This window comes from uncultured Amaricoccus sp., assembly GCF_937858865.1.
Lineage (GTDB): Bacteria > Pseudomonadota > Alphaproteobacteria > Rhodobacterales > Rhodobacteraceae > Amaricoccus.
This window is the reverse complement of sequence record NZ_CALLYO010000432.1, coordinates 1-8504: the sequence shown is the minus strand read 5'-3', so window position 1 is coordinate 8504 and position 8504 is coordinate 1. Positions and strand designations below refer to the sequence as shown.

The following is an 8504-nucleotide window of genomic DNA, read 5'->3' as shown; positions in this document are numbered from 1 at the left end:
CCAGATCTTCACACCGTCTGCCGGCTGGGGATTGCCGGCAAACGGCGTCCTTCGGGGTGGACCGAGAGCAGGCTGCTATCGCGCCGCCGCAGCGAGGTCCATCTCCGGAACCTCGGCCGCGACGACGAGCCGGGCGCTGGTGGCGGCCCGGATCGCATCCACGGTCACCCCGGGCGCGCGCTCGCGCAGGACGAGGCCTTCGGCGGTCGGCTCGATCACCGCCATCTCGGTGACGACGAGGTCCACCCGGCGCGCGCCGGTCAGCGGCAGGGTGCACTCCGGCACGATCTTCGGCGCGCCCTTGGCGGTGTGGAACATCGCGACGATCACCCGCTTGGCGCCGGCTACGAGGTCCATGGCGCCACCCATGCCCGGCACCATCTTGCCCGGCACCATCCAGTTGGCGAGGTAGCCCCGCTCGTCGACCTCCAGTCCGCCGAGCACGGTCATGTCCAGATGCCCGCCGCGGATCAGGCCGAAGCTCATGGCGCTGTCCATGGAGGCAGCGCCCGGCACCGCGCTGGCGAAGGCACCGCCCGCGTCGGTGAGGGATGCCTCCTGCATGCCGTCCGGTGGGCGCGCCCCGAGGCCGATCACGCCGTTCTCGGACTGGAAATACACGTTGGCACCGGCCGGCAGGTGGTTCGCGACCAGGGTCGGCAGTCCGATCCCGAGGTTGACCAGCATCCCCGCACGTATCTCGCGCGAGATGCGGCGCGCAATGATCTCCTTCGGATCGAGCGCCGCCGGGTGATCCGCTGCCGTCATCATGCGGCCCTCTCCAGCAGGTAGTCGACGAGGACGCCCGGCGTCTTGACCGCATCGGGCGAGATCATTCCGATGGGCACGATGTGTTCGGGCTCGGCGATGACGACTTCGGCCGCGAGCGCCATGACGGGATTGAAATTGTGCGCCGTAAGAACGTAGGCAAGGTTCCCGGCGTAGTCCGCGTGATGGCATGCGATCAGCGCGAAATCGCCCTTGATCGGCCTTTCGACGAGAAAGCGGCGACCGTCGATCTCGATCGACTGCTTGCCTTCCTCGACGAGCGTGCCGATGCCGGTCGCGGTGAGGACGCCGCCGAGCCCCACGCCGCCCGCGCGGATGCGCTCGACCAGAGTGCCCTGGGGCACCAGCTCGACCTCGAGCTCGCCCGCCAGCATCCGCTGCTGCGCGACCGGATTGCGGCCGATGTGCGAAACCACGGCGCGGGTCACCTGTCCCGACACCACGAGCTTGCCCACGCCACGCTCGGGCGTACAGAGGTCGTTGGAGATAACGGTCAAACCGCGCGTCCCCCGCGCGAGGATCGCCTCGATGATGCGGTGCGGCGAGCCGACACCCATGAAGCCGCCCACGAGTATCGTCGCCCCTTCGGGGATCAACGCCGCAGCTGCCTCCTGCTTGATCGCCGTCTTCACCCGACGTCCCCTCCCTTCCGGCTCGAAACGGGCGCCGGAGAGCGGGCCGTCGCGAGTCCGCCTGCCGTGTCGCCCGGCCATCCACCGCAATTTGCCGAGCGTCGCATCGACCGGCCTTGATCTGCCTCAACGCCGTGCCCAGAGGGCCAGGGCAGAGTGCTTCGCAGCCGAATTCTCGGGTATTGTTGGCGTTCCGGTGTCCGCAACGCAAGGAAAACGACATGACACGAGTCGAGATCATCGACGGAAAGCCTGTCATCAGGGTTCCGGAACGGCGGCGGTCGACGTTCGATCAGCAGATGAAATCCGGCAACCTCATCGAAGTGGGAGACACGGCCACCTACCGGCGCACCGTGACCGAGGCGGACGTCGCGCTGTTCTCCGGGGCAACGGGGGACGTCAACCCGTACCATTTCGACGAGATCTATGCCTCGAGGGGCATGTTCAAGAAGCGTATCGCGCACGGGATGCTCGTCACCGGCTACATCTCCACCGTCCTCGGGACGATCTTTCCGGGACCTGGCACGATCTACCTGAGCCAGACGCTGGAATTCCGCGCCCCGGTCTTCATAGGAGACACCATCACCGCGGTCGTGGAGGTCCTTGCCATCAAGGAGACCAAGCCGATCCTCACGCTGCGCACCGACTGCATCAACCAGGACGGGAAGACCGTCGTCGAGGGGCGGGCCGTGGTCCTCTTCGAATATGTGCCGATGGAACCGGAGACCCAGGGGGCCTGAAGCGCGCAGCGGGCATCGCGGAGGAGATGCGAGGACGGGCGGCGGGTCCGGGCGCATGTGCCGGAAAGGCGTGGGCTTTCGGCCTCGTCTTGGCCCTCGCCGGCTGTTCGGGCGCGGCACACGTCGTGCGACAAGTGGTGGTTGATCCCGATGTCCCGACGCCGAGCGAGGCGGATGTCGTGGTCCGGGCCTTCGTCGTCGATGCGGCGGGTCGGCGCCGCGAGGTCATCGCCGCCCAATGCGACGTCTCTTCGGAGCTGTATTCGGCGCGGCTCGCGACGCCGGCCCGCCTTGTGGTCCCGAACCTGGGCTCGCGGTCACCGCCGCTGGCGTTCGAGTGCCGTGCCTCCGGCCTCCGGGGCGAGGCGGAGAGCGCGGTCGCGACGCACTGGCGGGCGCATCCCTTCGGGTACGGGGCGTATGGCTGGGAAGGGCCGTCGCATCCGGTGTCCGACTATCCGGACGTCGCGGTCGACCTCCGGTAGTCGAATGGGTGCCGATCGCCGTCAGGCGGCGAGCGAGTCGAGAAAGCTGGAGAAGGTGGCTTCGACGAGGGCGGCCTTCTCCGCGATCGCGCTCTCCCGGTCGGAAAGGCTCATGCCGGCAAAGCCGTCCTTCAGCAGCCGGATCTGGGTCTGCAGGAGCCGGCCGTTCTCTTGCTCGATGCGCAGGAGCGCGACCGCGAAAGGATTGGCCGGAACCTCCTCGGCGGGAATGATCGGGGCGAGGCGGACGGTCGCGAGCAGCGCGTGGCCGAAGGCGAGGGCCGCGAGCCCGATGCCCTCGCCCTGGGCTGCGCCGTCGCTCCACCCGAGGCGGAGGGATTCCGCGTAGAGGGGCGCGGTCAGCTGGCTGCTCAGCACGTAGACCATCGGGTCGGGCGTCCAGCGAGTGACGCGCAGGAGCAGCGTCAGCGCCTCCGATTCGCGGAAGAGCTGGGTGTTGATGGCCTGCCAGGCGACCGAAGTCGCGGGTGCCATGCCCGCGAGCCAGAGGAACGGCAGGTTGACTGCCTTGCTCGCGCCGACGAAGAGCGCGATCCGGGTCTCCATCTCGGGCGTCAGGCCGCGCGCGGCGATGGCGGCGCGGATGCGGTCGTACTGCTCAAGATGCATGGCCGGCTTTCCTCGCGCGTGGCGCGCGGCGGGGGGCGGGGGTCGCGGGATTTCCGCGCGGCGCGGTGCTGGCCGGCATCGGGATGGCGCGCATGTGGTCGCCCGTGCAGGGGAACCAGGGTTCCGGAGCGGACGGGTCGTCGGCCGCGATCCAGACCGACTGGTCGCCGGGCCAGGTGCCTGCCCGGACGTGATCGAGGAAGGACCGGATCAGCCGCATGGTCACCGCCGGATGTTCGAGCGTGTAGGCGTGATAGGCGTGCTGGACGATCACGAGACGCGAGCGCCTGATTCCCTTGCGCAGGACCTCGTGGCATTTGCGCGGCGTGAAGAAGTCATACTCGCCGTTGAGAATCAGGGTCGGGCAGGTGATGCGGGGCAGCCGGTCGGTGATGGGCTCGAAGTCGTTGACCGATTCCATAAGGTTCTGCAGCGCGTAGAGGTCGTTGATCGCGTAGCCGCGCCGCATCATCTCGGGCATCGCGTCCCTGTTTGCCGCGAGCCATTCGTCGCTCATGTTCATCGGCATGAGCCATCGCTGCAGCGACGGCAGCCCCACTTCGACCAGGGCTTCGAAAAGGCCGCAGCCCATCAGGTAGAGCTGCGGCGGCATCTCCGCGAAGCAGCTCATCGCGGTGAGGCTCGCGCAGCGCTCGGGCCGCTCGCAGGCGAACTGCACCGCGACCGTGCCGCCATAGGAGATGCCGGCGACGTGCGCCGCCTCCACGCCGAGGTGGTCGAGAATCCCCTCCAGCGTGCGCCAGTGGTCCTCGAACCGCACCCCGAGCGCGGGCTTGTCCGATTGTCCCTGGCCGAGCATGTCGAAGCGGAGGACCCGGAAGCCGGCGCCGACAAGATGCTGCGAATAGGACTCCCAGAGGCTCGAGTATTGGGTCAGGCCGTTAACGAAGGCGAACACGGGCGCGTCGCGCGGCCCGTCGAGCGTGAAGCGGACCGTGTGGCGGCCGACCAGCGCCTCCGACATTGCCTGATCCCCTCGCGATTCCGCCGCAATCTTTCTCGGGCCGCGCTACCCCACATTGATCTCCATCAATGCCGCAGGCGGCATGCGAAGAATAGTTGAATCGACTCGCAAAGCCAGACTAGCGTGATTCGACCGGGGGTTGCACCGCAGTCCCCGGCACGGGGGAAGTCAGAACTGGAGGGTGCTATGTGTTCAGCCGAACGGCGCTTCTGGCGCCTGCTTCTTGCTGGTCCGTGCAGCGTCGCGTTGCTGGTGGGCCTGTTGCCGGGAGCCGCGAGCGCCCAGGATGCCGACCGTATCGCCGCACTGGAACGACAGATCGCCGCCCTCGCCGCCGAGGTGCAGGAGCTGAAGGCGGCCCAGGCCGCGGCGCCGGCGCCGCGGCAGCAGGCCCTCGCGCAGCAGGAGGTGGTCGGGGAAACGACCGGAGTTCCCGTCGCGCTGCAGCCGTCGATCCAGACGCCGCCCAGCCCGGGCGTCGCGGGCCACCCGTTCTACGCCACCCTGCCGGAGGGGCGAACCACGGGTGCGCTCGCGACGGGCAACGACAAGGTTCGCCTCACCTTCTCGGGACAGATTAACCGGGCGCTGAACGTCGTCAACGACGGCATCTCCACCGACCTCTACCAGGTCGACAACGAGAACGCCTCCTCGCGTTTCCGCTTCCTCGGCGAGACCTCGCCGTACAACGACACGCAGGCGCTTACCCTCTTCGAGTTCGAATGGCCCGCCAACGGCTCGATCGACGTCAGCCAGCTCAGCCAGAGCTTCAACATCAACGACGAGTTGAACCTGCGCCTGCTCGAGGTGGGATTCAGCAACAACAATTGGGGGTCGTTCTTCATCGGTCAGGGCTGGATGGCCTCGGACGGCACGAATGAGATCGACATTTCCGGCATCACCACGCCGGCATGGGCGTCGGAGCCGTACGCCTTCTACGGCATGCTCGTGACCGACAGCGACAGCCCGTTCGACTATGTGCTGAAGCCCGGCGTCGACCCGAGCGTCGATGGCTTCGATCCCGAGAATGCCTCCAACTTCGTGAGCATCGGCAACCTGATGGACCCGCTCGACGGGCTCAGCCGACTTGTCCGGGTGCGCTACAACTCGCCGGTCTTCGCCGGCTTCCAGCTCTCGGCCTCGGCCGCCACCGAGGACCGCTACGACGTGGCGTTGCGCTACGCCGGCGAGACCTCGTGGATGCGCGTCGCGGCCGGCGTCGCCTGGTGGACCGACGCGAGCGATGACGGCTTCGACGGCTGGAGCGGGTCGGCCTCGATGCTGCTGACGGGGGAGAACTGGTACAACGGCCTCAGCTTCACCGCCGCCGCCGCCGAGAAGGACTTCGACCAGCCGAGCAATGGACAGAACCCGTCGTCCTGGTTCGGCAAGGTCGCCTATGCATGGAATCCCTGGGAGATCGGCCGGACCGCCGTGGCGCTGACCTACGGCAAGTACGACAACTACATCTCGGACGATGACAGTTCCGCGCTCTACGGCATCGGCTTCTCGCAGAACCTCGATCCGTTCGGAACCGAGCTCTACGCGGCGATCTACCAGACGAACCCGGAAATCGCCGACACCGACGTGAACGACATGACGTTGTTCCAACTGGGCGCGATGGTGCGGTTCTGATGCGTCTCCGGCCGGTGATCTGTCTCCTGGGACTGGTGGCGGGCTGCTCCGGCATCGAGGGCGTCGATCCGCCGCAAATGGGCGCGAACGAGATGCAGCCGCGGCCGGGAGTCTTTTCCGGCCCGACCGGCGACTTCGTGCTGGTCGGGCCGAAGGCATGGCCGGAGAATCCGGAAGTGGAGGCGGAAGTCGGCGCCGGCGCGTGAACGGCGCGCGACATTCACGTTGGGATTGAGCGGGACTATCGGCTCGCCGAAGGGGAGGATCGATATGCTGAAGGTCATCAGGCTCGTCGCCGTGGCGGCGCTGCTCTCGCTTCCGGGCGTCCTCGCGGCGCAGGATCGGGAGCCGATCACGGCGCGCTCGGCAGTGGCGGACCTCGACAACCTCAAGCAGACCGTCGAGATCCCGGATTTCCGCATTGGCGGGACCTACGATCTCGACACGCCGGACGCCTGGGCCAACGGCGGGGCGGACGGGGTCACGCTCGAGAGCCTCGGCGCCGGGCCGATGAAGTCGTCCTACATCGCCGTCGGCACGCCGCAGACCGGCGAAGACGGCAAGATCAACAACGCCATCGTCATCTCGAGCTACTACTCCGGCGACGCGACCAGCATGTATTTCAACTGGTTCGAGGGCCAGGGCGGCAACGAGTTCTCCGGCGGCGCGCTGATCGGCCCGGGGCTGCTGTTCGACACCGACCGCTTCTACATCGTGATGACCGATGCGCTCGGGCTGTGGGGCGCCTCCAAGCCGTCCGACGGGCTGGGGGTGAAGTTCCCGAGCTACAGCTACTACGACATGGTGCAGGCCAACTACCGGCTGCTCGCCGATCATCTCAACATCGGCCACGTCGTCCTCGCCACCGGCGTCTCGATGGGTGCGACGCAGTCGTACATGTGGGGGCTGATGCATCCCGACTTCGTCGACGCCGTCATGCCGATCGGCGGCTCGACCGCAACGGACGGCACCTCGCCGATCGCGGCCTGGACCTTCCAGAACGCCAAGGCCGCGCTCGAGTCCGACCCTGTCTGGATCGAGACGGGCGGCGACTATTACGACCTGCCGCGGGAGCAGCATCCGAGGCAGGGACCGGCCTTCCACTGGTCGGTGCTGACCCTCACCGGCTACGATCTCGCGTATCGGCAGTCGCAAGGCTGGGATGCGGTCAAGCCCAACATCTTCGCGTGGACCCCGCCGGAGGAAGGTTTCGGCGACTCCGTGGCCGCCCTCGGCGAGATGTTCGACGCGGTGGATCTGAAATATCGCGTCGAGGTGGGCGAGACGCACAATATCAACGATCTGCTCCCCGGCTACGAGCCGCGTGTCCTCGTCATCCACATCGAGAACGACATGTGGCTGCCGATCGACAAGGCGCGCGAGAGCGTGGCGCTCATTCCGGGAGCGCAGCTCGCCACCGAATGGAGCCCGATCGCGCACTACGCCACCTTCAGCTCGCTCAACCGGATGAAGGACGACCCGATGGTGGAGACCTTCCTCCACGACATCGGCATCCTTCCGACCGACGGAAAGGTCTGCGACGCGCCGGGCTACACCTCCCCGCGGGTGAATATGCACCCCGATCCGGAGACGTCATTCTGGCTCGACAACATGACCCATCCGTTCCCGCCCAAGTTCACCAACGTCACGGACGAGAACGGGGTGGAATGGCAGATCGGCTATTTCGACGTGGTCTGCGATGGCATCGAGGACCCCGAGACCCTCGTGATCGTGCACGGCAAGGGCGCCTTCGCCTCGCATTACGGCTACCTGATCAAGTTCGCCGTCGAGCAGGGCTACCGGGTCGTCGCCCTCGACATGCCCCACGCCGGGTTGTCGGGGCCGGGCAACCTCGGCAAGTCCTTCGCGCGGGACTTCGAGGACATGCGCTCGGCCTTCCACGGCGTGATCGTGGATCAGCTCGGCATCAACGAGGCCTACTATCTCGGCCATTCGCTCGGCGGGCAGTTCGTGCTCGGCTACGCGCTGAAGTATCCCGAGGCGGTCAAGGGCCTGATCCTCGAGGCGCCGGCCGGGCTCGAGATCTTCCCCAAGACCACCGAGCTCGACGGGCAGACGCTGGCGATCTGCGACCCGGCGATCACCCACGACTTCGCGGCCTGGGAGGCGGCCTGGGGGCCGACCGGGGCGCTCGAGTCGGAGATGAACCGCGACGAGCAGAGCGTGCGCGACTTCTTCCACTTCAAGGAGCGCGACCCGGTGACGGGGGCGGTCAGCCCGAGCTTCTTCGGCTACTTCAAGAACGACACCGAGTATGCGCGCCTGCATACCGACCAGCGGGTGGCGATGATCTCGGGTAATCCGGCCGAACTGGAGCAGTGGGTGACCTGGTTCATCTACGACATCTGGACGATCTGCAGCGAGAACGACGACACCAACGAGAGCCCGCTGCTGAGCCGGCTGCCGCAGATCAAGGCGCCGATGTTCCTCGCCTTCGGGGCGCAGGAGCCGTTCATTCCCTCCACCAGCCTGAACGGGCTCGACGACATGGCCAACCAGGTGATCACGCCCTTCATGCGCAGCATGGCCGAAGCCGGCAATCCGGTGGCGGCCAAGATCTATCCGGGCGTCGGCCACTTCATCCACA

At 67.1% G+C, this 8504-nt stretch carries 9 protein-coding genes; 5 read left to right on the top strand and 4 right to left on the bottom strand.

Going from position 1 to position 8504, the window contains the following annotated elements; translation table 11 throughout:
* Nucleotides 1-75: 75 nt before the first annotated feature.
* A complete protein-coding gene (locus Q0112_RS12870; protein WP_297975908.1) occupies nt 76-771 on the bottom strand; it encodes a 3-oxoacid CoA-transferase subunit B in 696 nt (231 codons plus the stop codon).
* Nucleotides 768-1421 (bottom strand): 3-oxoacid CoA-transferase subunit A, encoded by a 654-nt coding sequence (locus tag Q0112_RS12865; RefSeq protein WP_297975906.1) that lies wholly within the window; start codon nt 1419-1421, stop codon nt 768-770. Before Q0112_RS12865 ends, Q0112_RS12870 begins: the two co-directional genes overlap by 4 nt.
* Nucleotides 1422-1642: 221 nt before the next feature.
* Here Q0112_RS12865 and Q0112_RS12860 point away from each other — a divergent pair, with 221 nt between their 5' ends.
* Together Q0112_RS12860 and Q0112_RS12855 are read left to right on the top strand one after the other, a co-directional pair.
* A complete protein-coding gene (locus Q0112_RS12860; RefSeq protein WP_297975904.1) occupies nt 1643-2161 on the top strand; it encodes a MaoC family dehydratase in 519 nt (172 codons plus the stop codon).
* A gap of 125 nt (nt 2162-2286) precedes the next feature.
* Nucleotides 2287-2646 carry a hypothetical protein gene (locus Q0112_RS12855; RefSeq protein ID WP_297975902.1) on the top strand — a complete coding sequence of 120 codons (360 nt, stop codon included), beginning with the start codon at nt 2287-2289 and terminating at the stop codon, nt 2644-2646.
* Between the two features lie 21 nt (nt 2647-2667).
* Here Q0112_RS12855 and Q0112_RS12850 read toward each other — a convergent pair whose 3' ends face one another.
* Complete coding sequence (locus Q0112_RS12850) at nt 2668-3276, bottom strand: hypothetical protein (protein WP_297975900.1); 609 nt, start codon at nt 3274-3276, stop codon at nt 2668-2670.
* A complete protein-coding gene (locus Q0112_RS12845; RefSeq protein WP_297975899.1) occupies nt 3266-4261 on the bottom strand; it encodes an alpha/beta hydrolase in 996 nt (331 codons plus the stop codon). Before Q0112_RS12845 ends, Q0112_RS12850 begins: the two co-directional genes overlap by 11 nt.
* A gap of 261 nt (nt 4262-4522) precedes the next feature.
* Between Q0112_RS12845 and Q0112_RS12840 the strand changes: the two genes are divergently transcribed.
* From Q0112_RS12840 to Q0112_RS12830, 3 genes are all read left to right on the top strand, one after another.
* Complete coding sequence (locus Q0112_RS12840; RefSeq protein WP_297975898.1) at nt 4523-5896, top strand: porin; 1374 nt, start codon at nt 4523-4525, stop codon at nt 5894-5896.
* Nucleotides 5896-6102: a hypothetical protein gene (locus Q0112_RS12835; RefSeq protein ID WP_297975897.1), complete on the top strand. Its 207-nt coding sequence runs from the start codon at nt 5896-5898 to the stop codon at nt 6100-6102. Before Q0112_RS12840 ends, Q0112_RS12835 begins: the two co-directional genes overlap by 1 nt.
* A gap of 64 nt (nt 6103-6166) precedes the next feature.
* The coding region (locus Q0112_RS12830; RefSeq protein WP_297975895.1) for an alpha/beta hydrolase at nt 6167-8504 on the top strand (2338 nt) is incomplete at its 3' end.

Coding starts and splice junctions, on each gene's coding strand:
- Q0112_RS12850 (WP_297975900.1), bottom strand. CDS start 3,276: ATGCATCTTGAGCAGTACGACCGCATCCGCGCCGCCATCGCCGCGCGC.
- Q0112_RS12870 (WP_297975908.1), bottom strand. CDS start 771: ATGATGACGGCAGCGGATCACCCGGCGGCGCTCGATCCGAAGGAGATC.
- Q0112_RS12835 (WP_297975897.1), top strand. CDS start 5,896: ATGCGTCTCCGGCCGGTGATCTGTCTCCTGGGACTGGTGGCGGGCTGC.
- Q0112_RS12845 (WP_297975899.1), bottom strand. CDS start 4,261: ATGTCGGAGGCGCTGGTCGGCCGCCACACGGTCCGCTTCACGCTCGAC.
- Q0112_RS12860 (WP_297975904.1), top strand. CDS start 1,643: ATGACACGAGTCGAGATCATCGACGGAAAGCCTGTCATCAGGGTTCCG.